This is a genomic window from Pseudoduganella buxea (genome assembly GCF_009720835.1).
In the GTDB taxonomy this organism is placed as follows: domain Bacteria; phylum Pseudomonadota; class Gammaproteobacteria; order Burkholderiales; family Burkholderiaceae_D; genus Rugamonas; species Rugamonas buxea.
In genome coordinates, this window is sequence record NZ_WNKZ01000001.1 from 171,996 (window position 1) to 197,351 (window position 25,356).

A 25,356-nucleotide genomic window follows, 5' to 3' on the forward strand; every position below is an offset into this window, starting at 1 on the left:
CTTCCTTATTCCGTGGCTGCCACGGGCGCGGGCGTGGCGGCAGCAGCCGGCTGCGCCACCTTCGGCTTCGGTGCCGTCAGCACTTCCAGGATTGCCGCGCTTTCGGCATCGGGCACGCCGTCGTAGTTGGCCTGGCGGTACTTGGTCTGGAAGGCCACCAGCACGTTGTGCGTGGCCTGGTCCCACACGCCCGTGCGGGGCACGGCGTAGCCATGCTGCGCCAGGCGCTGCTGGAACCACGGCGCGTCGGGCACATTGTTCTCGTATTTCACACGCGCGCCGGCCACCAGGCTCGCTTCAGGCCACAGCACCAGCCCGGCGTCGGCCAGCTGCTTCCACGGGAACAGGGGGCCCGGGTCCTGCTTGCGCTGGGGGGCGATGTCGGAGTGGCCGAGGATGTTTTCCGGCGCCACGCCGTGGCGCGCGACGATATCCTTCAGCAGCGGGATCAGCTGGTCGATCTGCGCCTGCGGAAACGGGTAGTAGGTACGCTTGCCGTCCGGCGTCTCGGTGAAGCCCGGATTGACGATCTCGATGCCGATCGAGCTGTTGTTCAGGTTCGTGTAGTTCTTCCAGCTCGACAGGCCGGCATGCCAGGCCGAGTTCTTTTCGTCCACCAGGCCGTAGATTTTTTGCGGCGCCACGTCCGTCAGCAGGTAATGGGCCGACACTTCCTTCTCCGTCAGCAGCATGATGGAGCGCTGCAGGTTCGCCACCGTGTAATGGATGACGATGAATCGCACGCGGCTGTTCTGGCCTTTCGACGTCAATGTGCGGTCGACGGCGGGGCCGCCAGGCGGTGGCGTCGTGGCGCAGCCTGCGAGCAGGGCGAGCAGGGCAGCGGCGGTGGTCAGCGAAAGTCGTTTCATGGGCAGGTCGGGTATCAGGAAAGGGGCCGCGCCGCCAGTCGGGCGGCGGCGTGGTGGGGGTGAACGGTTTTCTGCCGCAGCGCCAGCGTGGCCGGCAGTTCGGCGCGCATGGCGGTGGCAATCGACGGATGCAGCTCGGCGGCGCGGCCGGCCAGCACGATGGGGCGGGGGCCGTAGCGGGCCACCAGGGCGAGCGCCAGCCGCGCCAGTTCGCGCCCGGCCTGGTGCAGGATCTCGCGTGCTTCCGGGTCGGCTTCGGCGCAGCGTGCCACGGCCAGGGCCAGCTGGCCGATCTCGCCGCGCTCGCGGGTGTAGATGAACTGGCGCGAAAAGGTCCAGTCGCTGCCGCCCACGTGTTCGAACACGGCGCGCGCCAGCGGCGACTCCTGCCAGGCGCCAGGGGCCTCGTCCTCGCGGCGCCAGATGCGGCGCATCGCCTCGCGGGCGATCCAGAAGCCGCCGCCGCCGTCGTCGAGCACCACGCCACGCCCGCCGGCCCGGTGCAGGTTGCCGTCCGCATCGATGAAGGCGGCGATCGAGCCGGTGCCGGCATAGACCAGGTAGCCTTCGCCAGGCGCGAAACAGTCCAGGCAGGCGATTTCGATGTCGTTGCACAGCGTGATGGCGGCCGGCGCCACGCCCAGCAGCTCGCCCAGCCAGCCGGCCAGCACGCCGCCTTCGCCGCCGAAGCCCGTCAGGCCGGCCGCGATGGCACCGGGACGTCCGTGGGCCAGCACATCGCGCGCCAGCGAGACGAAGATTGCATGCAGGCGCTCGCGCCCGGCCGGGCTGGCCATCTGCAGCGCCGAAGCGCCGGCCACGTGGCCATCGGCGACGATGCTGCCGTCGGCGCGCGCCAGCGCCCAGCGGGTTTGCGTGCCGCCGGCGTCGATGCCCAGGCCAGGTTCGGAGTTGTCCATGATTGTCGAGTGTACGGCGAAACGGGCGGCGCTGCTGATGCGGCGGGCGCTACAGCCGCGCGCTGGCGCGCTGGCTTTCGTTGCCGAGCCGGTCCACCGCCGTGACGACGACGGTCCGTGCCGGCAGTCCGGCATCGTCGGCCAGCACCACCTCGCCCCGCGCGGCCGGTGCCACGGTGAAGCGCCATTCCTCGCCGTAACGCGCCCAGATGGCGTACTGCACGGCGTTCTTCGGCGTGCCCAGGCTGACCGTCAGGCCGCCCGTGCCCCGTTTGAGCGCCACCGTGGGCGCCGCCGGCGCTTCGTCGCCCAGCCAGGGCGAGGCAGGAATCAGGGCCGCGCTCTGGTAGCTGTTGGCCTTCAGGCGGTCGGCCAGGCCGGCGCGGTTCTGCATCAGCGGCGCCATGCTGAAGTGCACATGGCCGGTGCCGGCCGGGCGCATGCGCGTCACGTCGATCTGGCGCACGATTTCATCCGGCGTGAAGGCCTTGTTGCTGCCGTCCGCCGTTTTACTGGTGAACATGCCGGGCCAGATGTGGCGCGCCCGCGTGTTTTGGGCCAGCCAGTAGTCCAGCAGCACGGGGAAGGCTTGCGGCGCCTGCTTGATGGGCCAGTACAGCTGGGGCGCCAGGTAATCGAGCCAGCCCTTTTGCAGCCACAGTTCGGCGTCCGCGTACAGCTTGTCGTACTGCGAGAAGCCGGCGATACCGGGCGGGCGGCGGTCCGGCCGGCCGATGCCGAAGGGGCTGATGCCGAACTTGACCCAGGATTTTTCGCGGTGGATGCCCGTGTAGATCGCCTCGATCAGGCGGTCGACGTTCTGGCGCCGCCAGCCGGCGCGGTCCAGGGTGCCGCCGCCCTGCACATAGCGCTGCCAGGAAGGCTGGTCGGGAAATTCCAGCTCGGGCTTCTGCCATGACGGCAGGTCCAGCGCCGCCGCTTCCGCGCCGGTGGCATTGGGCGCCTCGATCGGGTAGGGATAGAAATAGTCGTCGATATGGACGCCGTCGATATCGTAGCGGCGCACCACGTCCAGGATCACCTCCAGTGTGTGGCGCGACGCGCTTTCCTCGCCCGGGTCCATCCACAGGTATTTACCGTATTTCTTGACGGCCTGCGGGTTGGTATTGGAGATGTGGTCCCTGGAGAACGGCGAGCGGGCCGCCGTGTGGCCGGCCCGGTAGGGGTTGAACCAGGCATGCAGCTCCATGCCGCGCGCGTGGGCCTGGGCCACCCAGAACTGCAGCGGGTCCCAGGCCGGCTGCGGTTCCTTGCCCTGCCTGCCCGTGAGGTATTCGGACCACGGTTCCAGTTTCGATGGATAGATCGCGTCGGCGCTGGGGCGCACCTGGAGCACGATGGCGTTCAGGTTCAGCGACCTGGCGCGTTCGAGGATGGCGATGGCTTCGGCCTGCTGCTTCGCCGGCGGCAGGTTGCTGCGGCTGGGCCAGTCGATATTGGCGACGGTGGAGACCCAGGCGGCGCGGAACTCGCGCGGCGCCGGTGGCGGCTGCTCGCCCGTATAGTGCACCGGTTCATGACCCGGGAGCCGGCCAGGTCCGGTGCCGCCGGCGCCAGGGGCCTTCGGTGTCGTCGTGCACGCACTCAGGATCGCCGCCAGCACGCCGGCGGCACCGCCGGCCAGAGTCAGCCGTTTCTTCGCATTCAAAGCCAAAACCATACCTCGTCGTCTAGATCCCCGTCCCGCGGAAGGAGCGCCGTATTGTAATCGGTGACTGCCGGCTAATCGCGCCCGAATGCGGGATCGATCCTGACCAGCGCCGTGATGACGAAGGCGGGAATGGTCGCCAGGCAGGCCCAGATGAAGAAATTCTGGTAGCCCATCATCTGCTGCAGGTAGCCGCTGGCCATCTGCGGCAGCATCATCCCCATCGCCATGAAACCGGTACAGATGGCGTAATGGGCCGTCTTGTGCTCGCCGTCCGAGACCATGATCATGAACATCATGTACGACGTGAACCCGAAGCCGTAGCCGAACTGCTCGACGGCCATGGCCGCCGAAATTACGAAGATGTTCTGCGGCAGCGCCGTGGACAGGTAGATGAATACCAGGTCGGGCAGGTGGACGATGAAGGCCATCGGCCACAGGCAGCGTTTCAGGCCGAAACGGGCAATCGCAACGCCGCCCAGCAGGCCGCCCAGGGTCAGGGCGATGACGCCGACGGTGCCGTACACGAGTCCCACTTTTTCATTGTCCAGCCCCAGCCCGCCCTTTTCAAGGGGATCGAGCAGGAACGGCACGGCCATCTTCAGCAACTGCGATTCGCCCAGCCGGAACAGCAGCAGGAAGGCCAGGATGACGACGATGCCGTCCTTCTTGAAGAACGACGCGAAGGCGGCGAAGAACTCGCCGCTGCCGGGCGCGCCGGCGCGCACCGGGTGATCGTCCGCCGGGTGCGGCAGCATGAAGTAGTGGTACACGGCCAGGATGGCAAACACGCCGCCCAGCAGCGCGAAGATGATGGCCCATGCGACGTGGGGATCGCCCGTTTCGCGGATCAGGAGGCCCGACAGTGCCACCAGCACGCCCTGGCCCGTGATATTGGCCAGGCGGTAGAAGGTGCTGCGCACGCCGACGAAGCCGGCCTGCTGCTTCTGCGTCAGGCCCAGCATGTAGAAGCCGTCGGCGGCGATGTCGTGCGTGGCCGAGCTGAACGCCATCAGCCACAGCACGGCCAGGCTCACCTGGAAGAAGGCCGGCAGGTGGGTGGTGAACGCCACGAGCGCGAGCGCCCCGCCGATGGCCGCCTGCAGCGCCACTACCCAGCCCCGCTTGGTGCCGAACATGTCGACCACGGGCGCCCACAGGGGCTTGATCACCCATGGCAGGTACAGCCAGGACGTGTAGAAGGCGATTTCGGAATTGGAAAAGCCGGTGTTCTTGTACATCACCAGCGCCAGGGTCATCGCGGTGAAGTAGGGAATGCCCTGGCCATAATAAAGGGTCGGCACCCAGGACCATGGGTTGCGCTGTGCTGCTTTCATTCCATCCTTGTTCGTTATCGTTGGCGCGGCCCGGCGCCCGGGGGCTTCATGCGCCCAGGGCACCCCGCACGCTGCCTTGCGCCTGTTCCAGCAGCTTCCCGGCCTGCTGCACCGGCACCTGCCGCTGCAAGGCGACGATCGCCACCTTGACGTGGAAGCCGCACTGCTCCAGCACCGCGCGTGCCCGGGCTTCGTCTGCGCCCGTGGCGTGGACCGTCAGGCGCACCGCGCGGGCAAACAGCTTGGCGTTGGTGGGCTTCAAGTCTACCATCAAGTTTCCATAGACTTTGTGCAGGCGCACCATGATGGCGCTGGACAGGGTGTTCAGCACGATCTTCTGCGACGTGCCGGCCTTCAGGCGGGTGCTGCCCGAGATGATCTCGGAACCCGTATCGAGCGTGATGCCGATCTCGGCGCCTTCGGCCACGGGCGAGCCGGTGTTGTTGGCAATGCCGATCGTCAGCGCACCGGCCGCGCGCGCCGCCGCCAGGGCGCCCAGCACATAGGGCGTGGCGCCGGAAGCGGCCAGCGCCAGCACGACATCGTTGGCCGTCGGCCGCACGCCGTCCAGGTCGCGCGCGCCCTGCTCATGGTCGTCCTCGGCCCCCTCGACGGCCACGAACATGGCCGATTCGCCCCCGGCCAGCAGGGCCACGGCGCGCTCGTGGGGCCACGAGAAGGTTGGGTACAGTTCCACGCTGTCGAGCACCCCCAGCCGCCCGGACGTGCCGGCGCCCACGTAGATCAGCCGCCCGCCCGCTTCGATCCGGGGCACGGCCGCCTCCACGGCGCGGGCGATGCGGGGCGCCGCGTTGCGCACGGCCTGCACGGCGTCGAACTGGTCGTCGACCAGGGCCGCGACCAGTTCCGGCACGGGATATTGGTCGAGCTGGAGGTGCTGCGAACTGGGCATTTCGGTTTTCAGCATTGCCATCCTTATCCGTTGACACGACCCCAGTGTAATCCCGGTATACAGGCTGCGCGTATGAAAGGTGCGCGCTGGGGCATTCCCCCAGGTTATGCCGGCCCGGCGTTACATCATGATGACATTTCTACGACAGTCGCCGCGCGCGGCCGCAGGGACAATATGGGCCGAATCCGCCCAAACCCTGCCGATACCATGAACCTCGCCCCCCTGTTCGCCGCCGCCGGCCTGGCCCTTTGCATGACATGTTCCGGCGCCGCCCTGGCCGCGGCCGACCCGTCGCGCTTCCTGCTGACTCCCGAGCTGATGACAAAAATGAAGGCAATGGAGCCGGAAGCGGCCGAGGCTGTCGAGCGCGAAGGGGAAGGCAAGGGTATGAACGTCAAGACGGCGGAAGACCTGCAGCGCCAGATCGACGGCACGCCGGCCCTGCGCCAGCTGGTGGCCAGGCATGGCCTTACCAGCGAAGAATACGCGATGGCCATGTTCGCCGCGCTGCACGCCGGCATGCACGTGGGCTTCGAGAGCGCGATGGGCAAGAAGGGCGCGGCCGACGCGATGGCCGGCTACACGCAGGAGCAGCGCGCCAACGTCGACTTGATCCGCAAGCTGTACCCGCCGGCGCAGCACTGAAGCGCTTGCGGCGTGGCCGTCAGCCGCGCCGCATCTCGGCCACGAAGTCGTAATGATCGCTGCGGCAGTAGGAATGGGTCAGCTCGACCGCCTCGCCCGAGGACAGGTAGGCGATACGGGTGATGAACAGGACGGCTTCGCCTTCGGGCACGTCGAGCTGGCGCGCCAGCTCCGCCGAAGCATTCATCGCGCGGATGTGCTGCAACGCCCGCACCGGGGCCTTGCCGGTGCTTTCCAGGTACTGGTACAGCGAGTCGCCCACCGCTTCCGGGTGCGGCACGGCGCTGTAGGGCAGCACGCTTACTTCATAGGCCATGGCCACGTCGTCGGCCAGGCGCAGGCGCTCCAGCCGGGCCACCTTGCTGTTCGGCGACAGGCCCAGGCTCATCTGCTCATCCGCGCTGGCCGTGACGGTTTCCCGCTTCAGCCAGCGCGAGCCGGGCTTGTAGCCGCGCTGCTGCAACTGCTCGGAAAAGCTCGTCAGGTTCGACAGCGGCTGCTCGATGCGGGGCGCGATATAGTTGCCCGAGCCGCGCCGGCGCACCACCAGCCCCTGCTCGACCAGCTGGTCGATGGCCTTGCGCGCCGTCACGCGCGATACGTTCAGCTGCTCCGACAGCGTCCGTTCGGACGGCAGGGCCTGGTCAACCTGGTAGCGGCCGGAGCGCACGTCGTCCGTCAGCTTGCGGGCGATCTGCATGTACAACGGCGAATTGTCGGTGATTTCTTGTTCTTCCACGGTCATTGCAATACTCCTGTAGCCCGTAGTGTACCGGCGATGGGCACGGAACGCCCGATTTGGCTGGCATGAATAATTGCCGTGACCGCATAACGGCAGCTCATGCCCGGGAAAATTCGGGGACAAGTCCCCGAATTTTCTAAGCTGCCGTGGCGCGGCATCATTCGGCCGGCAGCGCCGTCTCGCGCAGGTAGCCATCCGCCGTCACGCGGGCAGGGTCGGCGTCTTCCGTGTGGGTGGCAGGCAGGTTGTCGCTGCCGCCCAGCAGCCAGTTGCCGTGCCAGGGGGCCAGGCCCCGCACCTGGTTGCCGCGCGGGCCGGCGGCGAGCGGGATGCGACGCACCGCGCCGGTGGCCAGGTCGACCCGCGCCAGCAGAGGCAGGCTGGCATCGAGCACGCTTTCGCCGCCGGGGTTCTGCGTGTAGCCGGCGGCCCCCGCGACCAGCACCCGGCCGTCGGCCAGCGGAACCGCGTCCAGAATAGCGTCGCCCCGGTCGACGTCCGCCAGCCGGTAGGCCAGCACTTGCCGGCTGCCGGCATGGAGGCGGGCGACATAGCCGTCCCAGCCCGACCCGTCGGCGGTGCGACCGGTGCGCACCCGTCCTGCCAGCAGCAAGGTGTCGCCCCACCAGCGCAGCGTGTGCAGCTCGGCCTTGTCGCGGTTGTCGAGCGCGATGGCGGGACTGCGCCGGCCGTCGGCCGCGAGCACCGTCACCAGCACGCCGTCCACCATCCCGACCGGCAGCGCCTCGCCGAAGTGGCGTGCGTGGGCCGGCCCCAGCTCCGCGCGCGACGATATCGCCACGCCGACGGCCACGCGCCCCTGGACATCGGCGTCCATGAACACCTGCCAGTGGTTTTCCATGCCCTCGAAGGGGTCGAAGCTGCCGCTCGTCGGACGCTGCGCGTCCAGGTAGATGCCCGGTTCGACCAGTGTGCGCCAGCGCGGCCGGTAAGCGCCGTCGAGCCGGTACGCGACGACGGCATTGCCGCCACCGCGCAAGGCCAGCGCCACCTCCTCGCCGACCGGGGCCAGGCGCACGGCGTCGCGGCTCTTCCACGGCGCCAGCGCGGCGCGCTCGCGGATCTCGCCGGCATCGGCATCGGTGGGATCGCTCGCCACCAGCGGATCGGTGAATGGCACCTGGGCCAGCACCTGGCCCCGGCGGTCGAGCCGCACCAGGCGCAAGGTGGCGCCGTCGGACAGCACGGCGCTGGTCTCGCCGGAAGGATGCAGGGCGAAGTCGACCAGGCGCCAGCCGGCCGGCGGCTGCCATGTCGCGGCGCCGATCCGCAGGCGGCGTTCGGGGATGGTGACGTCGGCAATGGCACGGGGCGTGCCCGCCATGGCCACCCAATGGTCGGCGCTCGCCCGCGCCTTCAGCACTGCCAGCCCTGGCAAGGCCACGCTGACCGGTTCGACCGGCGCGGGCAGCGGCGTATGGCCGGTACCGGCGGCGCCACCGCCGCCGCAGGCGCTCAGCATGGCCAGGAGGACGGGCAGCGCCAGCGCTGGCGCAAATCTGGGGTAGAGTGGCATGTGCAAAAGCTCGGCAGTGAGGGACGGCTATTGTAAAAACTTCCACTGCCCGAATTGTCGGTAAATTGTCGTGACGATCATGAGGATAGCGATGGGCACACCATGGCGCGCCGTGCTGGGCGCGGTATTGCTGGGCGGCGCGGGGCAGGCTGTCGCCGTGCCACCTGCGCACGAGGCGCTGACGCGCGAGCTGGCGGCCATCGTGGCCGATCCGGGCAAGCCCCTGTCCGGGCTGTCCGTGCTGGCGATGCGCGGCGGGGAAGTCGTCTATGAAGGCCAGTCCGGGCGCGCCCGCATCGCCACGAACGGCGCTGGCGCGGACCTGCCCGTCACGCCGCGCACGATGTTTCGCATCGCGTCCGTCTCGAAGATGATGACGACCCTGGCACTGATGCAGCTGGTCGAGCGGGGCGATGTGTCGCTCGACGCCGATGCCAGCCGCTACCTGGGTTTCACGCTGCGCAACCCGCATTTTCCCGACCGCGTCATCACCTTGCGCCAGTTGCTGACGCACACCTCCTCCTTGCGCGACGACGCCGGCTATTCCTTCGGCGCCGGCACGGCCTTGCAGGATGTGCTGGTGCGCGAACCCAAGGCCTGGGCCGCCGACCGCGCGCCGGGCAGCTATTTCACTTATTGCAACCTGGGCTGGGGCGTGATCGGCACCGTGATGGAGCGGGTCACGGGCGAGCGCTTCGACCGCCTGATGCAGCGGCTGCTGCTGGCACCCCTCGGCCTGCGCGGCGGCTACAACCCGGCCGCGTTTTCGGCGGACGAACTGGCCGATACGGCCACCCTGTACCGCCGCCGCACCACCGACACGGAGGTGTGGAACAGCGCCGGCCCGTGGATCGCTCAAGTCGACGACTACGGCGTGCGTCCGCCGGTGCCGCCGGCCGGCATCGACCGTTACGTCGTCGGCACCAACGCCACCTTGTTCAGTCCCACGGGTGGCCTGCGCATTTCGGCGCGCGACCTGGGCACCGTGATGCGGATGCTGGTCGACGGCGGACGGCACGGCGGCCGCCAGCTGCTGCTGCCCGAGACGCTGGCGCAGATGTTCAGCGCGCAGTGGACGTATCGCGACCCGGCCAGCGGCGACACGCTGAACGGCCTGTATCACAGCTGGGGACTGGGCACGCAGCGCTTCACGGACGTGGCCGGACGGGGCAACCGCCTGGTGGACGGTGCGCATTTCGAGGCTGTGGGCCACCTGGGCGAAGCCTACGGCCTGGTCGCCACCTTTGCCGTCGACCTGGCGCGCGGGGACGGCATGGTCACCTTGATCGGCGGCTTCGGCAGCGACCCGGAACGCGATCCCGGCAGCTACTCCGCCCTCACGCGCGCCGAGGAACGCATCCTGACGACCCTCTACCGGGGCGCCATCGCGCCGGCGCCGCATGACCCCAGGTTATAGCCTTCGCACGAGCTTTCATTGGCAGCGGCACGGCCGCAGCGCGTAAGCTCACCGTCCACGCATTCGGACCGGCACCATGCAGCACACAACAGAAGGAAATCACGTCATCGTCATCGGCGGCGGCGTCGTCGGCCTGACGACGGCGTGGTGGCTGCTGGAGGCGGGCTATCGCGTCACCTTGCTCGAACGCGCGCCCGATGTCGGCAACGGCGCCAGCTACCGCAACGGCGGCCAGCTGAGCTACCGCTACGTCGCGCCGCTGGCCGACGCGGGCGTGCCCCTGAAGGCGCTGCAATGGCTGTTCCAGCAGGACGGGCCGCTGCGCTTCCGGCTGGAGGCGGACCGGCGCCAGTGGCGCTGGCTGGCCCAGTTCCTGGCCAACTGCAATGGCCGCAGCAACCGCCGCACGACGGCCAAGCTGCTGGAGCTGGGCGAATTGAGCCGCCGGAAGATGACGCAACTGGCGCTGCGCCTGCCCCTGTCCGAATTCGGCTGGCGCGAGGCCGGCAAGCTGGTGGTCTACCGCTCCGCCAAGCTGTTCGACGCGGCCGCGGCCCGGCCCGACCCCGACAATACCCGGCAGGTGCTGTCCGGCCGCGAGACGGCGGTGCTGGAGCCGGCACTGGCCCACCTGGCCCCCAGCCTGGCTGGCGGCATCTTCAATGGGGGCGAAGCGGTGGCCGACTGCCATGCCTTCTGCGTCGCGCTGGCCCGGCGCCTGCACGAACACCCCCGCTTCGAAGGCATCGTGCACGCCAATGCCACCTGCTTGTTTACAGAGCACGGCAAGGTGGCCGGCGTCGAAACGGACGGTGGCTGGGTCCAGGGCGACCAGTACGTACTGGCAGCCGGCATCCAGAGCCGCGACCTGACCGCCACGGCCGGCATCCGGCTGCCCCTGTATCCGCTCAAGGGCTACAGCCTGACGGCGCCCATCGGCGCCACGCACACGGCGCCGCGCATCAGCGTCACCGACTTCGAGCGCAAGACGCTGTACGCCCGCATCGGCGACAGCCTGCGCGTGGCGGCCATGGTCGACATGGTGGGCGACGACGCCAGCCTGGATGCCCGCCGCGTGGCCGGCCTGACGCGGCTCGTCAAGGCATCCATGCCCGCCGCCGCCGACTACGACCGCGCCGAAGCCTGGGCCGGACTGCGCCCCGCCACCCCCAACAGCGCCCCGCTGATCGGCCGGACCCGCCATGCCAATCTATGGCTGAACGTGGGCCACGGCCCCCTCGGCTTCACCTTCGCCTGCGGCACCGCCGCCCTGCTGGCGGACCTGATGCGCGGCCAGCCCACCCCGTTCGCCCTCGACTTCCTCGCCTGGCGCGGGTGATCCGGTGTTAATCCAGTTCCGGTGAAGTTGCATCAAGACGGGGGCTGAGACTGTCTCCAGAGCAACTTTCGACGCAAATGCGCCGCCCGGCCCCCCGCAGGCGGATATGGCGGATAATGTCGCCTTTCCATTGTCCGACTTGCAAATGTCCAAATCGAAGACGCCGGCCGGCTGTCCGTGCGGCGGTGCGGCGCTGGCGAGCTGCTGCGGTCCATATCTGGATGGCTGGCGCGATCCGGCCCGGCAGCCGCCCACGGCCGAGACCTTGATGCGTTCGCGCTACACGGCATATACCTTGCGCAACGATCCCTACCTGCTGGCGACGTGGCATCCCAGTACGCGGCCGACGGATCGCATCGTCGACCCGGATGAGGCGTTGCAGTGGCTGGGACTTGAGGTAAAATCTGCTTTACGTTTACGTCAACGTAAAGTAGAACCGGCGAATCCGGACGAGGATTTCGTGGAATTCGTCGCCCGCTTCCGGGTCGGCGGCAAAGCCCAGCGGCTGCATGAGGTGAGCCGGTTCCTGCGCGAGCCGGACCCGGCGCTCGGCGGCGCACCGCGCTGGTTCTATGTGGACGGAGAATTTCCAGAAAAGCCATAAAGGGGACCGAATGCCGCACATCGAAAGCAAGCTCAATTCGCGCAGCGAAGATTTCAAGGCCAATGCGGCCGCCATGCAGGCCCTGGTCGACGACCTGCGCGCCCGGGTGGCCAGGATCGCCGAAGGCGGTGGCGAAGCCGCCAGCGCCAAGCATGTCGCCCGGGGCAAGCTGCTGCCGCGCGACCGCGTCCAGATGCTGCTCGATCCTGGCACTCCCTTCCTCGAATTTTCCCAGCTGGCCGCCTACGAGATGTACAAGGAAGCCAGCGGCGCGGATGCGGCGCCGTCGGCCGGCATCATCACGGGCGTGGGCCGCGTGGCCGGCCAGGAATGCGTCATCGTCTGCAACGATGCCACCGTCAAGGGCGGCACCTACTACCCGGTCACGGTCAAGAAGCACCTGCGCGCCCAGGAAATCGCCGAGCAGAACAACCTGCCCTGCATCTACCTGGTCGATTCGGGCGGCGCCAACCTGCCGAACCAGGACGACGTCTTCCCGGACCGCGACCACTTCGGCCGCATCTTCTACAACCAGGCCAACCTGTCGGCCAAGGGCATCCCGCAGATCGCCGTCGTGATGGGTTCCTGCACGGCCGGCGGCGCCTACGTGCCGGCCATGAGCGACGAATCGATCATCGTCAAGGAGCAGGGCACCATCTTCCTGGGCGGCCCGCCGCTGGTGAAGGCCGCCACGGGCGAAGTGGTGAGCGCGGAAGACCTGGGCGGCGGCGACGTGCACACGCGCCTGTCCGGCGTGGTCGACCACCTGGCCCAGAACGACATGCACGCGCTGTCGCTGGCGCGCACCATCGTGTCGAACCTGAACCGGCAAAAGCCCCAGCAGGCGCCCGTGCGCGAAACGGTGGAACCGAAGTTCGCGCCGGAAGAGCTGTATGGCGTGATCCCCGTCGATACGCGTAAGCCTTTCGATATCCGCGAAGTCATCGCCCGCATCGTCGACGGCAGCGAATTCGACGAGTTCAAGTCGCGCTACGGCACCACGCTGGTGTGCGGCTTCGCCCATATCTACGGCATGAAGGTGGGCATCATCGCCAACAATGGCATCCTGTTCTCCGAGTCCGCGCTGAAGGGCACGCACTTCATCGAACTGTGCTGCCAGCGCAAGATCCCCCTCGTCTTCCTGCAAAATATCACCGGCTTCATGGTGGGCCGCAAATACGAGAACGAAGGCATCGCCCGCAACGGCGCCAAGATGGTCACGGCCGTGGCCACGGCCGCCGTGCCGAAGTTCACCGTCATCATCGGCGGCAGCTTCGGCGCCGGCAACTACGGCATGTGCGGCCGCGCCTACTCGCCGCGCTTCCTGTGGATGTGGCCCAACGCGCGCATTTCCGTCATGGGCGGCGAGCAGGCCGCCTCCGTGCTGGCCACCGTCAAGCGCGACGGCATCGAAGGCCGCGGCGGCCAATGGTCGCCTGAAGAAGAAGCGGCCTTCAAGCAGCCCATCAAGGAGCAGTACGAACACCAGGGCCACCCCTACTACGCCAGCGCGCGGCTGTGGGACGACGGCATCATCGACCCGGCCGACACCCGCATGGTGCTGGGCCTGGGCCTGTCCGCCGCATTGAACGCGCCCATCCCCGACACGAAGTTCGGTGTCTTCCGCATGTGACGAAGGAAAAATCATGCACTACGAAACCCTGAACATCGACATCGCCGACCGCCTGGCCACCGTTACCCTGAACCGGCCGGAGGTGCGCAACGCCTTCAACGAGGAAACCATCGCCGAACTGACGGCGGCGTTCACGGCGCTGGGCGAAGTCGACTCGATCGGCGCCATCGTGCTGGCCGCGAACGGCGTGGCCTTCTGCGCCGGCGCGGACCTGAACTGGATGAAGAAAATGGCCGGCTACTCGCACGACGAGAACCGCGCCGACGCCATAGGGCTGGCCAACATGCTGCGCACGATCTACCTGTGCCCGAAGCCCGTCGTGGCCAAGGTGCAGGGCGACTGCTATGCCGGCGGCATGGGCCTGGTGGCCGCCTGCGATATCGCGGTGGCCGCCGAGGAAGCCCACTTCTGCCTCAGCGAAGTGAAGCTGGGCCTGATCCCCGCCACCATTTCGCCGTATGTCATCAAGGCGATGGGGGAAAGCGCATCGCGCCGTTACTTCCTCACCGCCGAACGTTTCAATGCCAGGGAAGCACTGCGCATCGGCTTCGTGCACGAGGTGGCCACCGCCGCCACCCTCGACGGCCAGGTCGATACCATCGCCCACGCGCTGATGGCCAACAGCCCGAACGCCGTGAAGGAAGCCAAGGCGCTGGTGCGCGACGTCGCCGGCCAGCCGGTCACCGATACGCTGGTGGCCGACACGGCCCAGCGCATCGCCCACATCCGCGCCTCGGATGAAGGGCGCGAAGGCGTGCTTTCCTTCCTCGAGAAGCGCAAGCCGTCCTGGCTCACCTGATTTTTCGGAGTCTTTTTTTGTCGAATCAAACCAGCGATTGGGTCGCCCGCAGCCTGCAAAGCGTGTGGCACCCGTGTACGCAAATGCAGCACCACGAAAGCACGCCGCTGATTCCGGTCAGCCATGGGCGCGGCCCGTGGCTGTACGACCAGGATGGCCGTCGCTACCTGGATGCCATCAGCTCGTGGTGGGTCAACCTGTTCGGCCACGCCAACCCGCGCATCAACGCGGCGCTGCGCGAGCAGCTGGACAAGCTGGAACACGCGATGCTGGCCGGCTTCACGCACGAACCCGTGATCGAGCTGTCCGAACGCCTGTCGGCCCTGACGGATCGCCGCCTGGGCCACGCCTTCTACGCCTCGGACGGCGCCTCCGCCGTCGAGATCGCGCTGAAGATGAGTTTCCACTCCTGGCGCAACCGCGGCCAGGCGGACAAGCAGGAATTCGTCTGCCTGCAGGGCAGCTATCACGGCGAAACCATCGGCGCCTTGGCCGTGACCGACGTGGCCCTGTTCAAGGACGCCTATGGCCCGCTGCTGCGCGCCGCGCAGACGGTGAGGTCGCCCGACGCGCGCCAGGCACGCGATGGCGAAACGGCGCAGGACGTGGCACGCCGCGCCGCCGCCGACGTCGAGCGCCTGTTCGCCGAAAAAGCGGACAGGATCGCCGCCATCATCGTCGAGCCGCTGGTGCAGTGCGCCGCCGGCATGGCGATGCACGATCCCCTGTACCTGCAACTCGTGCGCGCGCTGTGCGACCGATATGGCGTGCACCTGATCCTGGACGAAATCGCCGTCGGCTGCGGCCGCACGGGCACCTTCTTCGCCTGCGAGCAGGCCGGCATCTGGCCGGACTTCGTCACGCTATCGAAGGGCATCAGCGGCGGCTACCTGCCGCTGTCGGTGGTGCTGACGACGGACGAGGTCTACCAGGCCTTCTACAGCGCCGACGTCACGCGCGGCTTCCTGCATTCGCATTCGTACACGGGCAATCCGCTGGCCTGTCGCGCCGCGCTGGCCACGCTCGACATCTTCGCCCAGGACGACGTGCTGGCGGCGAACCGTGCCAAGGCCGAACGCATCACGGCCGCGCTGGCGCCGCTGCGCGCGCATCCCCGGGTGCGCCACTTCCGCCAGCAGGGCATGATCTGGGCCTTCGATGCGGAAGGCGTCGACAAGGCCTTCGCGCGCCGCTTCTTCGCCAACGCCACGCAAAACGAACTGCTGCTGCGCCCCATCGGCGCCACGGTCTACCTGATGCCGCCGTATATCCTGGACGACGGCGACATCGCGCTGCTGGCCGAGCGCACGCTGGCCGTGTTCGAACAGACGATCGCGGGCTGACATGGAACTGCTGAACAAACTCGATACGCAATTGCAGGCGCTGGCCGCGCAAAGCCTGATCCGCACGCGCCGCACGGTGGAAACGCCGTGCGCGCCGCGCGTGACGGTGGACGGGCGCGAACTGCTGGCGTTCTGCAGCAACGACTACCTGGGCCTGGCCGCCCACCCGGCCATCGCCGCCGCGCTGCAGGAAGGCGCGGACCGCTACGGCACCGGCAGCGGCGCCTCGCACCTGATCAGTGGCCACAGCCGTGCCCACGTGGCGCTGGAAGAACGCCTGGCGGCCTTCGAAAGCCCCTATCTGGTCGACGCACGAGCGCTGACCTTCTGCACCGGCTACATGGCCAACCTGGCCGTCATCACGGGTCTTGCCGGCGTGGACAAGAACACGGAAATCTTCAGCGAGGCGCTGAACCACGCTTCGCTGATCGACGGTGCCCGGCTGGCCCGCACCGGTGTGAAGGTGTATCCGCACGCGGACGTCGAAGCACTGGCCGCACTGCTGGAAGCGAGCAGCGCCACCAACAAGATCGTCGTCACCGACAGCGTGTTCTCGATGGACGGCGACCTCGCCCCGCTGCCGGCCCTGCTGGCCCTGTGCGAGCGGCACGATGCCTGGCTGGTGGTGGACGACGCACACGGCTTCGGCACCTTGGGCGACAACGGCCACGGCGCGCTGGAGCATTTCGAGCTGCGCTCGCCCAACCTGGTCTACATGGGCACCCTGGGCAAGGCCGCCGGCGTCGGCGGCGCCTTCGTGGCCGCGCATGCGACCGTGATCGAAACGCTGGTCCAGCGCGCCCGCCCGTACATCTTCACGACGGCGGCGCCGCCCGCGCTGGCGCACGCCCTGTTGACCAGCCTGGACATCATCGAAGGGCCGGAAGGCCGGCGCCGCCGCAACCACCTGCAGGCTTTGGTGGCACAATGGCGCGAGTGCCTGGCGCTGCGGCGCTGGCAGCCGCTGGCCTCGGAAACGGCGATCCAGCCCATCGTGATCGGGCCAAACGACGAGACGATGCGCGCCTCGGCCGCGCTGTACGAGCAGGGCTTCTGGGTCGGCGGCATCCGCCCGCCCACGGTGCCGGCCGATACGGCCCGGCTGCGCGTCACCTTCTCGGCCGCCCATACCGAGGCCGAAGTGGCGGCCCTGGCCGCCGCCTTGAACCAACTGGAAAGGACCTGAGATGGCTCTGGAAGATCCCGTCATCGCCCCCGCCGCCGTCGCCGACGAAGAGCTGGCAACTCAGCCGGCCACAGAACTGGCGGCGCTCGGCATCCCGCCCCGCTTCGCATGCTTCGTCACGGGCACGGACACGGAAATCGGCAAGACGCTGATCTCGTCGGCACTGCTGCATGCACTGGTCCAGCAGGGCGTGCGCGCTTGCGGCATGAAACCCGTCGCGGCCGGTGCGGTAATGCGCGACGGCGGCCTGCACAACGACGACTGCGACCAGCTGGCCGCGGCCGGCAACGTGCACCTGCCGCAGTCGATCACGACGCCCTTCCTGCTGCAGGAACCGGCCGCGCCGCATATCGCCGCCGCGCTGGAAAAGGTGACGATCGACCCGGTGCCGATCCTGGCCTCCTACCTGGAAATCGCCGCCGCCAGCGACGCCACCGTGGTCGAAGGCGTGGGCGGCTTTCGCGTGCCGCTGACGGACAACTACGACACGGCCGACCTGGCGCAGCAGCTCGACCTGCCGATGATCCTCGTGGTGGGCATGCGGCTGGGCTGCATCAACCACGCGCTGCTGACGGCCGAAGCGATCGCCGCGCGCGGCCTGAAGCTGGTGGGCTGGGTGGCCAACGCGCTGGAACCGGAAATGGCGTTCGAGGACGAGAACATCGAAGCACTGGCGGCGCGCCTGCCGGCACCGCTGCTGGGCCGGGTGCCGCGCCTGGCCGAGGCGACGGCCGCCGCCGCCGCCGCCCACCTGGATTTTTCGGGCCTGCCGAACTGGCCGGCCCGTACGACGTAAAGTAAAACACGATGCGAGGCATTGTCCCGATGTCCGTATCCAGCTGAAAAAGGAATTCAAGATGTCCCTGCATGAACCGAAAACCGTTGAACTGCACCGCCCCGCCGCGGCCATCAAGCTGCCGGAAGCGGCCACCTGGCCGCGCGAGGACGTGCTGGCCCTGTTCGAACTGCCGTTCAACGAACTGATGTTCCGGGCCCAGGAAGCCCAGCGCGCGAACTTCCCGGACGGCGACGTGGAACTGGCGACGCTGCTGTCGATCAAGACCGGCGGCTGCGAGGAAGACTGCGGCTACTGCCCGCAGGCCGCGCGCTACGACACGGGCGTGGAAGCGAAGAAGATCCTCGATACCGCCACCGTGCTGGAAGCGGCGAAGCAGGCCAAGGACAACGGCGCCACGCGCTTCTGCATGGGCGCTGCATGGCGCAGCCCGAAGGACCGCGACATGGACAAGGTCGAGGAGATGGTGCGTGAAGTGAAGGCCCTGGGCCTGGAAACCTGCGCCACCCTGGGCATGCTGGAAGAGCAGCAGGCCGAGCGCCTGAAGGCCGCCGGGCTGGATTACTACAACCACAACCTGGATACGGCGCCGGAGTTCTACGACAACGTGATCTCCACCCGCCAGTACCAGGACCGCCTGGACACCCTCGGCCACGTGCGCAACGCCGGCCTGAAGGTCTGCTGCGGCGGCATCGTCGGCATGGGCGAGACGCGCGACCAGCGCGCTGGCCTGATCGCCCAGCTGGCCAACCTGAACCCGTATCCGGAATCGGTGCCGATCAACCACCTGGTGCAGGTGGAGGGCACGCCGCTGCACGGCATGGACCGCCTCGACCCGCTGGAATTCGTGCGCACCATCGCCGTGGCCCGCATCACGATGCCGAAGGCGCGCGTGCGCCTGTCGGCCGGCCGCCGCGAACTGGGCGAAGCCGTGCAGGCGATGTGCTTCATGGCCGGCGCCAATTCGATCTTCTACGGCGACAAGCTGCTCACCACCGACAACCCGGAAGCGAACGACGACCGCGCGCTGCTGGCCAAGCTGGGTCTGAAAACCCGCGCGGCCACGCTGGAGTCGGTGCAGAAGGAAGCCTGCGGCTGCTGAACCACGGCAGTCGCGGTACCCCATAAAAAGGCCAAGAGCCCAGAAGGAGGAGACATGTTCAAGAAAATCCTGATCGCCAACCGGGGCGAGATCGCCTGCCGCGTGGCCGCCACGGCGCGCCGCATGGGCATCAAGACCGTTGCCGTGTATTCGGAAGCGGACGCGAACGCCAAGCACGTCGCCGTGTGCGACGAAGCGGTATTGCTGGGCGCCGCGCCGGCCAAGGAAAGCTACCTGTGCGGCGACAAGATCATCGCCGTCGCGCTGGCTACCGGCGCCCAGGCGATCCACCCGGGCTATGGCTTCCTGTCGGAGAACGCGGAATTCGCCGAGGCCTGCGCGGAAGCGGGGCTGGTGTTCATCGGCCCGCCGGCATCGGCCATGCGCGCCATGGGCTCGAAGTCGGCCGCCAAGACCCTGATGGAACAGGCCAGGGTGCCGCTGGTGCCGGGCTACCACGGCGACGAGCAGGACGCGAACTTCCTGCAGCAGCAGGCCGACCGCATCGGCTACCCGGTGCTGCTGAAGGCCTCGGCCGGCGGCGGCGGCAAGGGCATGCGCGTGGTCGAGAACGCGGAAGGCTTCAAGGACGCGCTGGCCTCGTGCAAGCGCGAAGCCATCAGCTCGTTCGGCGACGACAAGGTGCTGGCCGAGAAATACCTGCAGCGGCCCCGCCATATCGAGATCCAGGTGTTCGCCGACACCCATGGCAACTGCATCTACCTGTTCGAGCGCGACTGCTCGGTGCAGCGCCGCCACCAGAAGGTGCTGGAAGAGGCGCCCGCGCCCGGCATGACGGATGAACGCCGCGCCGCAATGGGCGACGCCGCCGTGGCCGCGGCCAAGGCGGTCGGCTATGTCGGTGCCGGCACGGTCGAATTCATCGCAAACCAGGACGGCTCGTTCTACTTCATGGAGATGAACACGCGCCTGCAGGTCGAGCACCCCGTCACGGAAATGATCACGGGGACCGACCTGGTGGAGTGGCAGCTGCGCGTGGCGGCCGGCGAGCCGCTGCCGAAACGGCAGGACGAGCTGCGCATCCACGGCCATGCAATCGAGGCGCGCATCTACGCGGAGAACCCGGACAAGGGCTTCCTGCCTTCCATCGGCACCTTGCGCCACCTGGAGACGCCGGGCGCCGTCAATTTCGAGCTGGGCGGCAGTTCGCTGGAGCCGGCCGCCGTCCGTGTCGATTCGGGCGTGCGCGAAGGCGATGCCATCTCGCCGTATTACGACCCGATGATCGCCAAGCTGATCGTCTGGGGCACGGACCGCAAGCAGGCCCTGGCACGCATGGCGCAGGCGCTGGCGCAATACCAGATCGTCGGGCTGGCGGCCAATATCGCCTTCCTGAAACGCCTGGTGGAGTCCGATGCCTTCGCCAACGCGGACCTGGACACGGGCCTGATCGAACGTAACCAGGAGACGCTGTTCCCGCCGGCCCGCTCGGTGCCCGTGGCCGCGCTGGCGCTGGCCTGTGTGGCACTGATCGAACAGGAGAAGGACAGCGCCGCCGCGCAGTCGGGCGCCAATCGCGGCGATCCGTGGGGCCAGGCGCTGGGCTGGCGCATGAACGCCCGCTTCATCCGCACCTTGTCGTTCACGGACGAGCAGGGCAAGGACTACGCGCCGCGCTTCACCTACCTGCCGCATGGCTGGGAACTGGCAATCAAGGGCATCGACGTCGACGTCAGCCTGATGGCGCGCCAGGGCGGGCAGGCAGCCACGGAGCTGTCGATCAAGCTGGGCGACACGTCGGTACAGGGTACCGTGCGCCGCGATGGCGACGCCTTCCACGTCTTCGTCGGTGGCGGCCACCACACGCTGCACTTCAACGATCCGCTGGCCCACGCGGGCGAGGTGGAAACCGAGGACGGGCGCCTGACGGCACCGATGCCGGGCAAGGTGGTGGCCGTGCTGGCCGCCCAGGGCCAGGAAGTGAAGAAGGGCGATCCGCTCGTCATCATGGAAGCGATGAAGATGGAGCACACCATCGCCGCACCGCACGACGGCGTTATCGACGAGGTGCTGTACGCCGTGGGCGACCAGGTGGCGGACGGCGCGCCGCTGCTGGCCTTCCGCGCCGCTGCCTGATCCGGGGAGAACACGATGCGTATTCTCCTGTACCGTGCCGACGGCAATACGGCGCCATGGGCGGACGATTTTGCCCGGCACCTGCCGCAGGCCACCTGCGTAACGTGGACCGAAGGCCAGCGGCAGGAGCCCTGCGACTATGCTGTCGTGTGGGCGCCGCCGGAAGCGATGCTGCGCGAACTGGCCGAGGTGAAGGCCATCTTCCTGATGGGCGCCGGCGCCGATGCCATGCTGCGCGACGCGGACCAGATTCCCCGCAGCGTGCCGATCGTGCGCCTCGGCGACGCCGGCATGGGCGTGCAGATGGCGGAATATGTGGTGCATGCCGTGCTGCGCTACTTCCGCCGCTTCGACCAGTACGAAGACCAGGCGGCCGTGGGCGAGTGGCGCCAGCTGCCGCCGCGCGACAAGGCCGATTTCGCCGTCGGCGTCATGGGTGCCGGCGTACTGGGCCAGCGCGTGCTGGACTGCCTGAAGCCGTTCGGCTTTCCACTGCACGCGTGGACCCGCAGCGACAAGCACATCGACGGCGTCACCTGCTTTCATGGAAGCGACGGCCTGGAAGCCTTCCTGCGGCGCACCCGCGTCGTGGTCTGCATGCTGCCGCTGACCGAGGACACGGCCAATATCCTGAACCGTGCCAACCTGGGCCGGTTGCCCCAGGGCGCCTATGTCATTAACGTGGCGCGGGGCGCCCACCTGTCCGAGCCGGACCTGCTGACCTTCGTCAAATCCGGCCATATCGCCGGCGCCACGCTGGACGTGTTCCGCCACGAGCCGCTGCCGGTACAGCATCCGTTCTGGCAGGAGCCGCGCATCACGATCACGCCACACGTCGCCGCGCTGACCTTGCGCAGCGAGAGCGTGCAGCAGATCGCCGGCAAGATCGAACTGCTGGCGCGGGGCGAACCTTGCGCCGACATCGTCAACCGTGATTTGGGGTACTGAGATGAATTTGCCAGACAATGAGAAGATCGCCGAGATGAGGCCGCGCGGCGGCCTGCCCAACAAGGTAAAAATCGTCGAAGTGGGGCCGCGTGACGGCCTGCAGAACGAGAAGGAAGACGTGCCGGCCGACGTGAAGATCGAGCTGGTGAACCGCCTTACGGCCGCCGGCTTTCCCAATATCGAGGCGGCGTCCTTCGTGTCGCCCAAGTGGGTGCCGCAGATGGCGACCAGCCGCGAGGTCATGGCCGGCATCGACCGCAAGCCGGGCGTGATCTATTCCGCGCTGACGCCGAACATGCAGGGCTTCGAGGCAGCGCTGGCGGCCAAGGCGGACGAGGTGGTGATCTTCGGCGCCGCATCGGAAGCCTTCTCGCAGCGCAATATCAACTGCTCGATCGCCGAATCCATCGACCGCTTCACGCCCGTGGCCAAGGCGGCCAAGGAACACGGCCTGCGCCTGCGCGCCAGCGTCAGCACGGCGTTCGGCTGCCCCTACCAGGGCGACGTGCCGCTCGAATCGGTGGCCTACGTGGTGGGCCGCATGCGCGACCTGGGCTGCGACGAGATCGACATTGCGGACACCATCGGCGTGGCCACGCCGAAGAAGGCGCAGGCCGTGATGGCCACGGCAATCCGCGAGTTCCGCATCGACGGCCTGTCCGGCCACTTCCACGACACCTACGGCCAGGCGCTGGCCAATATCTACGCGTCGCTTGAACTGGGCATCGCCATCTTCCACTCGTCCGTGGCGGGCCTGGGCGGCTGCCCGTACGCCAAGGGCGCCACCGGCAACGTCGCCACGGAAGACGTGATCTACCTGATGAACGGCCTGGGCATCGAGACGGGCATCGACCTGGACGCCGTGGTCGATGCCGGCCAGTTCATCTCGCAATTCCTGGGCCGCAAGGGCGCCAGCCGCGTCGGCAATGCCATCCTCGCCAAGCGGGCCGGCTGATATTGCCTGAAAAATGGGGACAGACCCCATTTTTCGGGCAACACTGCTAACCGTTCAGGCAGAAAAAAACCCCGTGAGCCGAAACTCACGGGGTTTTTCTTGAATCTTGGTCGGAGTACAAGGATTCGAACCTTGGACCCCCTGGTCCCAAACCAGGTGCGCTACCGGGCTGCGCTACACTCCGAAGAAGCAAGATAATACCGACCCCCAGCTCATCCGTCAAGGGCGGCCAAAATTTATTTGGCACCGACCACCATGCCAAATCGGCAATGTGAGAAACTTGGCATCCCATCGGACGCCTGGGCCACCATGCAGCAGACGCTGAACCGTATCGACACCGCGCCGCCATTGCGCCGCCCGGCCTTTGCCGTGGGACTGCTGGTCTCCGTGCTGCTGCACGTGCTGCTGCTGTGGTTCCTGCGGCTGCCTTCCGCGCCGGTCATGCCATCCGACACGCGGCCCTGGACACAGCCGCTGACGGTGCGCCTCGTGCCGCCACCGCCACCGCCCGTCGTCGTCGAGCGCACCACGCCGACATCTCCCGCGCCGGCAAGGCGGGAACGCACGCGGCCCGAGCGCTCGCAGGCGGTCACGGTGACGCCACGCCAGGCGGCATCCGAAACTGCCGCGCCCACGGTCCCTGAACCGGTTCCGCAGCCGGAAGAGCCCCGTGTGGACCTCGACGCGGCCCGTGCCGCCGCACGCGGCATGGCCAACGACCTCGATCCGCCGGCCACCAACTGGGCCGCCGAGAAGCTCAACAAGGGCAAGGAGTGGCGCGAGACGCGCGACGAAAAACTGGGCAAGGCTGTCGCCCGCTCCGCCCGACCGGAATGCCGCGACACCGGCGCGGGCTTGCTGTCGCCACTGGTCTGGCTGATGGACAAGAAGGGCAGCGGCTGCAAATTCTGACGCAATGAGAAACGACCATGAAAGGACGAACATGCTGACAATACTGGGCAAGGAAACGTCGATCAATGTGCGCAAGGTGCTGTGGACCTGCCGCCTGCTGGACCTGGACTGGCAGCTCGAACCCTGGGGCAGCGGCGTGCGCGACCCGCGCGTGCCGGAATTCATGGCGCTTAATCCGAATGCGCAGGTGCCCGTGCTGCGCGAAGGCGACACGGTGCTGTGGGAGTCGAACACGATCTGCCGCTATCTGGCCACGCGCGCCGGCGACACGCCGCTGCTGCCGGCCGATGCGCTGGCCCGGGCCCGCGTGGAACAGTGGATGGACTGGCAGGCCACGGAACTGAACGGCGCGTGGCGCCCCGCCTTCATGGCGCTGATGCGGGGCAGCGACAGGTTCGACGCTGCCGCCATCGCCGCCGGCGTGCGCGACTGGAACGACAAGATGGGCATCCTGGACGGCCAGCTGGCAACGACGGGCGCTTTCGTCACGGGTGCGGCCTTTACGCTGGCCGACGTGGTGCTGGCCTTGTCCGTGCACCGCTGGCGCATGACGCCGATCGAGCATGCGGCGCTGCCGGCCGTGGAGGCCTACCTGCGCCGGCTGGAAGGCGTGCCCGGTTTCGCGCAGTACTGCGGCCCGGAGACGCCGTAGAAGATTACACCTCGCCCTTCAGCGCCAGTGCCCGTTCGTACAGCGCGTTCTTCTTGCGGCCCGTGATCTGCGCGGCCAGGCTGGCGGCCTGCTTGACGGAGCACTCGGCCAGGAGAATGCCCAGGATGCGCTCCGCTTCCAGGTCGCCCGCGTCCGACGCGGCCGGCGCGCCTTCGAGCAGAACGACGTACTCGCCCTTCTCGCGGTGGGCATCGGCGGCCAGCCAGGCGGCGGCATCGGCCAGCGGGCAGCGGTGGATTTCCTCGAACAGCTTGGTCAGCTCGCGCGCGAACACCACCTGGCGCGTGGGCTCGAAGGCCGAGGCCAGAGCCTGCGCGCAGTCGACGATGCGGTGCGGCGCTTCGTAGAACACCATCGTCGCCGTCACCGTGCGCAGGGCATTGAGGGCCGTCTCGCGCTGCTTGCCTTTGGACGGCAGGAAGCCGACGAAGTGGAACTGGTCGTTCACCAGGCCACTGGCGGACAGCGCCGTCACGGCAGCCGAAGCGCCGGGCAGCGGCACCACGCGCAGGCCGGCCGCACGCACGGCCTCGACGATCTTGGCGCCGGGGTCGGAGACGGCCGGCGTGCCCGCGTCGGAGACCAGCGCGATGCGTTCGCCCGCCTGCAGGCGCCGCACCAGCATCTCGCCGGCCTCGCGCTCGTTGTGCATGTGGGCCGCCACCAGGGGCTTGCTGATGCCGAAGCGCTGCAGCAGGTGGGCCGTGTTGCGGGTGTCCTCGCAAGCGATCGCATCGACCAGGGTCAACACGTGCAACGCCCGCAGGCTAATGTCGGTAACATTGCCGATCGGGGTGGCCACTACATACAATGTTGCCGTAGGATAGGTTTGGAGCGCCGTTTCGCCCAGCACGGGGAGCGTGGCAAGGACGGAAGGCGGCGAGCGGGAATCTTGAACTGTCATTGGGGGTAGGATGCTG

The 25,356-nt window shown here is 68.1% G+C and carries 23 protein-coding genes and 1 tRNA gene; 15 read left to right on the top strand and 9 right to left on the bottom strand.

Annotation, left to right across the window (positions count from 1 at the left end):
• Positions 1 to 5: 5 nt before the first annotated feature.
• The 5 genes from GM672_RS00725 to murQ all read right to left on the bottom strand — a co-directional run bounded on the left by GM672_RS00725 (position 6) and on the right by murQ (position 5,729).
• Positions 6 to 869 (bottom strand): N-acetylmuramoyl-L-alanine amidase, encoded by an 864-nt coding sequence (locus GM672_RS00725; RefSeq protein ID WP_155468601.1) that lies wholly within the window; start codon positions 867 to 869, stop codon positions 6 to 8.
• Positions 870 to 883: 14 nt separating this feature from the next.
• Positions 884 to 1,789 carry a BadF/BadG/BcrA/BcrD ATPase family protein gene (locus tag GM672_RS00730; protein WP_155468602.1) on the bottom strand — a complete coding sequence of 302 codons (906 nt, stop codon included), beginning with the start codon at positions 1,787 to 1,789 and terminating at the stop codon, positions 884 to 886.
• A gap of 49 nt (positions 1,790 to 1,838) precedes the next feature.
• Positions 1,839 to 3,470: a glycoside hydrolase family 10-like protein gene (locus GM672_RS00735; RefSeq protein WP_155468603.1), complete on the bottom strand. Its 1,632-nt coding sequence runs from the start codon at positions 3,468 to 3,470 to the stop codon at positions 1,839 to 1,841.
• A 62-nt stretch (positions 3,471 to 3,532) separates the two neighbouring features.
• Positions 3,533 to 4,795 carry an MFS transporter gene (locus GM672_RS00740; protein ID WP_155468604.1) on the bottom strand — a complete coding sequence of 421 codons (1,263 nt, stop codon included), beginning with the start codon at positions 4,793 to 4,795 and terminating at the stop codon, positions 3,533 to 3,535.
• A gap of 46 nt (positions 4,796 to 4,841) precedes the next feature.
• Positions 4,842 to 5,729, bottom strand: coding sequence for an N-acetylmuramic acid 6-phosphate etherase (gene murQ, locus GM672_RS00745; protein WP_260098614.1), 888 nt, complete (start codon positions 5,727 to 5,729; stop codon positions 4,842 to 4,844).
• A 186-nt stretch (positions 5,730 to 5,915) separates the two neighbouring features.
• Between murQ and GM672_RS00750 the strand changes: the two genes are divergently transcribed.
• On the top strand, positions 5,916 to 6,353 hold the full coding sequence (locus GM672_RS00750) for a hypothetical protein (RefSeq protein ID WP_155468606.1): 438 nt from the start codon (positions 5,916 to 5,918) through the stop codon (positions 6,351 to 6,353).
• Between the two features lie 19 nt (positions 6,354 to 6,372).
• Here the strand turns inward: GM672_RS00750 and GM672_RS00755 are convergent, their stop codons facing one another.
• Positions 6,373 to 7,098 carry a GntR family transcriptional regulator gene (locus tag GM672_RS00755; RefSeq protein ID WP_155468607.1) on the bottom strand — a complete coding sequence of 242 codons (726 nt, stop codon included), beginning with the start codon at positions 7,096 to 7,098 and terminating at the stop codon, positions 6,373 to 6,375.
• 154 nt (positions 7,099 to 7,252) lie between these two features.
• Positions 7,253 to 8,632 carry a hypothetical protein gene (locus GM672_RS00760; protein WP_155468608.1) on the bottom strand — a complete coding sequence of 460 codons (1,380 nt, stop codon included), beginning with the start codon at positions 8,630 to 8,632 and terminating at the stop codon, positions 7,253 to 7,255.
• A 91-nt stretch (positions 8,633 to 8,723) separates the two neighbouring features.
• Here GM672_RS00760 and GM672_RS00765 point away from each other — a divergent pair, with 91 nt between their 5' ends.
• The 12 genes from GM672_RS00765 to GM672_RS00820 all read left to right on the top strand — a co-directional run bounded on the left by GM672_RS00765 (position 8,724) and on the right by GM672_RS00820 (position 22,851).
• Complete coding sequence (locus GM672_RS00765) at positions 8,724 to 10,049, top strand: serine hydrolase domain-containing protein (protein ID WP_155468609.1); 1,326 nt, start codon at positions 8,724 to 8,726, stop codon at positions 10,047 to 10,049.
• Positions 10,050 to 10,125: 76 nt separating this feature from the next.
• Positions 10,126 to 11,388, top strand: a complete 1,263-nt coding sequence (locus GM672_RS00770) for a D-amino acid dehydrogenase (RefSeq protein ID WP_155468610.1) — start codon at positions 10,126 to 10,128, stop codon at positions 11,386 to 11,388.
• Between the two features lie 145 nt (positions 11,389 to 11,533).
• A complete protein-coding gene (locus GM672_RS00775) occupies positions 11,534 to 11,992 on the top strand; it encodes a YchJ family protein (RefSeq protein WP_155468653.1) in 459 nt (152 codons plus the stop codon).
• Between the two features lie 10 nt (positions 11,993 to 12,002).
• On the top strand, positions 12,003 to 13,625 hold the full coding sequence (locus GM672_RS00780; RefSeq protein WP_155468611.1) for a carboxyl transferase domain-containing protein: 1,623 nt from the start codon (positions 12,003 to 12,005) through the stop codon (positions 13,623 to 13,625).
• Positions 13,626 to 13,638: 13 nt separating this feature from the next.
• Complete coding sequence (locus GM672_RS00785; protein ID WP_155468612.1) at positions 13,639 to 14,424, top strand: enoyl-CoA hydratase/isomerase family protein; 786 nt, start codon at positions 13,639 to 13,641, stop codon at positions 14,422 to 14,424.
• Between the two features lie 17 nt (positions 14,425 to 14,441).
• On the top strand, positions 14,442 to 15,767 hold the full coding sequence (locus tag GM672_RS00790; protein WP_371867006.1) for an adenosylmethionine--8-amino-7-oxononanoate transaminase: 1,326 nt from the start codon (positions 14,442 to 14,444) through the stop codon (positions 15,765 to 15,767).
• A 1-nt stretch (position 15,768) separates the two neighbouring features.
• Entirely contained in the window at positions 15,769 to 16,953 is a 1,185-nt protein-coding gene (gene bioF / locus GM672_RS00795; RefSeq protein ID WP_155468614.1) for an 8-amino-7-oxononanoate synthase, read from the top strand.
• A 1-nt stretch (position 16,954) separates the two neighbouring features.
• Positions 16,955 to 17,749, top strand: a complete 795-nt coding sequence (gene bioD / locus GM672_RS00800; protein ID WP_155468615.1) for a dethiobiotin synthase — start codon at positions 16,955 to 16,957, stop codon at positions 17,747 to 17,749.
• A gap of 61 nt (positions 17,750 to 17,810) precedes the next feature.
• Complete coding sequence (bioB, locus tag GM672_RS00805; protein WP_155468616.1) at positions 17,811 to 18,851, top strand: biotin synthase BioB; 1,041 nt, start codon at positions 17,811 to 17,813, stop codon at positions 18,849 to 18,851.
• Positions 18,852 to 18,905: 54 nt separating this feature from the next.
• On the top strand, positions 18,906 to 20,948 hold the full coding sequence (locus GM672_RS00810) for an acetyl-CoA carboxylase biotin carboxylase subunit (protein WP_155468617.1): 2,043 nt from the start codon (positions 18,906 to 18,908) through the stop codon (positions 20,946 to 20,948).
• A gap of 15 nt (positions 20,949 to 20,963) precedes the next feature.
• On the top strand, positions 20,964 to 21,896 hold the full coding sequence (locus GM672_RS00815; protein ID WP_155468618.1) for a 2-hydroxyacid dehydrogenase: 933 nt from the start codon (positions 20,964 to 20,966) through the stop codon (positions 21,894 to 21,896).
• 1 nt (position 21,897) lies between these two features.
• Entirely contained in the window at positions 21,898 to 22,851 is a 954-nt protein-coding gene (locus tag GM672_RS00820; RefSeq protein ID WP_308807421.1) for a hydroxymethylglutaryl-CoA lyase, read from the top strand.
• A gap of 107 nt (positions 22,852 to 22,958) precedes the next feature.
• Here the strand turns inward: GM672_RS00820 and GM672_RS00825 are convergent.
• Positions 22,959 to 23,035 (bottom strand) — tRNA-Pro (locus GM672_RS00825).
• 125 nt (positions 23,036 to 23,160) lie between these two features.
• On the opposite strand from GM672_RS00825, the gene GM672_RS00830 reads away from it, so the two are divergent.
• A complete protein-coding gene (locus GM672_RS00830; protein ID WP_155468619.1) occupies positions 23,161 to 23,763 on the top strand; it encodes a hypothetical protein in 603 nt (200 codons plus the stop codon).
• A gap of 31 nt (positions 23,764 to 23,794) precedes the next feature.
• On the top strand, positions 23,795 to 24,415 hold the full coding sequence (locus GM672_RS00835; protein ID WP_155468620.1) for a glutathione S-transferase family protein: 621 nt from the start codon (positions 23,795 to 23,797) through the stop codon (positions 24,413 to 24,415).
• Positions 24,416 to 24,419: 4 nt separating this feature from the next.
• Here GM672_RS00835 and rsmI read toward each other — a convergent pair whose 3' ends face one another.
• Positions 24,420 to 25,340 (bottom strand): 16S rRNA (cytidine(1402)-2'-O)-methyltransferase, encoded by a 921-nt coding sequence (gene rsmI, locus GM672_RS00840; protein ID WP_155468621.1) that lies wholly within the window; start codon positions 25,338 to 25,340, stop codon positions 24,420 to 24,422.
• Positions 25,341 to 25,356 lie beyond the last annotated feature (16 nt).

Excerpts from the sequence above, each read along its gene's own strand:
- GM672_RS00725 (WP_155468601.1), bottom strand. The coding sequence starts at position 869 with ATGAAACGACTTTCGCTGACCACCGCCGCTGCCCTGCTCGCCCTGCTC.
- GM672_RS00730 (WP_155468602.1), bottom strand. The coding sequence starts at position 1,789 with ATGGACAACTCCGAACCTGGCCTGGGCATCGACGCCGGCGGCACGCAA.
- GM672_RS00735 (WP_155468603.1), bottom strand. The coding sequence starts at position 3,470 with ATGGTTTTGGCTTTGAATGCGAAGAAACGGCTGACTCTGGCCGGCGGT.
- GM672_RS00740 (WP_155468604.1), bottom strand. The coding sequence starts at position 4,795 with ATGAAAGCAGCACAGCGCAACCCATGGTCCTGGGTGCCGACCCTTTAT.
- murQ (WP_260098614.1), bottom strand. The coding sequence starts at position 5,729 with ATGGCAATGCTGAAAACCGAAATGCCCAGTTCGCAGCACCTCCAGCTC.
- GM672_RS00750 (WP_155468606.1), top strand. The coding sequence starts at position 5,916 with ATGAACCTCGCCCCCCTGTTCGCCGCCGCCGGCCTGGCCCTTTGCATG.
- GM672_RS00755 (WP_155468607.1), bottom strand. The coding sequence starts at position 7,098 with ATGACCGTGGAAGAACAAGAAATCACCGACAATTCGCCGTTGTACATG.
- GM672_RS00760 (WP_155468608.1), bottom strand. The coding sequence starts at position 8,632 with ATGCCACTCTACCCCAGATTTGCGCCAGCGCTGGCGCTGCCCGTCCTC.
- GM672_RS00765 (WP_155468609.1), top strand. The coding sequence starts at position 8,724 with ATGGGCACACCATGGCGCGCCGTGCTGGGCGCGGTATTGCTGGGCGGC.
- GM672_RS00770 (WP_155468610.1), top strand. The coding sequence starts at position 10,126 with ATGCAGCACACAACAGAAGGAAATCACGTCATCGTCATCGGCGGCGGC.
- GM672_RS00775 (WP_155468653.1), top strand. The coding sequence starts at position 11,534 with ATGTCCAAATCGAAGACGCCGGCCGGCTGTCCGTGCGGCGGTGCGGCG.
- GM672_RS00780 (WP_155468611.1), top strand. The coding sequence starts at position 12,003 with ATGCCGCACATCGAAAGCAAGCTCAATTCGCGCAGCGAAGATTTCAAG.
- GM672_RS00785 (WP_155468612.1), top strand. The coding sequence starts at position 13,639 with ATGCACTACGAAACCCTGAACATCGACATCGCCGACCGCCTGGCCACC.
- bioF (WP_155468614.1), top strand. The coding sequence starts at position 15,769 with ATGGAACTGCTGAACAAACTCGATACGCAATTGCAGGCGCTGGCCGCG.
- bioD (WP_155468615.1), top strand. The coding sequence starts at position 16,955 with ATGGCTCTGGAAGATCCCGTCATCGCCCCCGCCGCCGTCGCCGACGAA.
- bioB (WP_155468616.1), top strand. The coding sequence starts at position 17,811 with ATGTCCCTGCATGAACCGAAAACCGTTGAACTGCACCGCCCCGCCGCG.
- GM672_RS00810 (WP_155468617.1), top strand. The coding sequence starts at position 18,906 with ATGTTCAAGAAAATCCTGATCGCCAACCGGGGCGAGATCGCCTGCCGC.
- GM672_RS00815 (WP_155468618.1), top strand. The coding sequence starts at position 20,964 with ATGCGTATTCTCCTGTACCGTGCCGACGGCAATACGGCGCCATGGGCG.
- GM672_RS00820 (WP_308807421.1), top strand. The coding sequence starts at position 21,898 with ATGAATTTGCCAGACAATGAGAAGATCGCCGAGATGAGGCCGCGCGGC.
- GM672_RS00830 (WP_155468619.1), top strand. The coding sequence starts at position 23,161 with ATGCAGCAGACGCTGAACCGTATCGACACCGCGCCGCCATTGCGCCGC.
- GM672_RS00835 (WP_155468620.1), top strand. The coding sequence starts at position 23,795 with ATGCTGACAATACTGGGCAAGGAAACGTCGATCAATGTGCGCAAGGTG.
- rsmI (WP_155468621.1), bottom strand. The coding sequence starts at position 25,340 with ATGACAGTTCAAGATTCCCGCTCGCCGCCTTCCGTCCTTGCCACGCTC.